General features: G+C 72.5%; 1 protein-coding gene. It reads left to right on the top strand.

Translation table 11 applies throughout. The features are described from left to right. Positions 1 to 76: 76 nt before the first annotated feature. Positions 77 to 305: glucan biosynthesis protein (locus EN824_RS34385; RefSeq protein WP_189522291.1), on the top strand; the 229-nt coding region annotated here is incomplete at its 3' end.

The following is a 305-nucleotide window of genomic DNA, read 5'->3' as shown; positions in this document are numbered from 1 at the left end:
CCGCAATGCCTCCCTCGCCCTGGCTGCATTCGGCCTGCCGTCCCTGCCCGCGTGCGCGGCCAGCCGGAGCGGCCAGATGGGCCTGCGCCGCCTCGGCCAGCCGCAGCCGTTCGATTTCGCCACCCTGAAGGGCCAGGCGCGCGCGTTGGCGCAGGCGCCCTACAAGAGCCACAAGCGGGTGCTGCCGGGCCGCCTGGAGGGCCTGGACTGGGACCAGTACCAGTCGATCGGCTACCGCCAGGGCCATGCGCTGTGGGCCGACCAGCCCGGCAAGTTCCAGGCCAAGTTCTTCCACCTGGGCCTGT

Source organism: Mesorhizobium sp. M8A.F.Ca.ET.181.01.1.1 (genome assembly GCF_004792025.1).
Taxonomy (GTDB): domain Bacteria; phylum Pseudomonadota; class Alphaproteobacteria; order Rhizobiales; family Rhizobiaceae; genus Mesorhizobium.
This window is presented reverse-complemented; position numbering and strand designations above follow the sequence as displayed.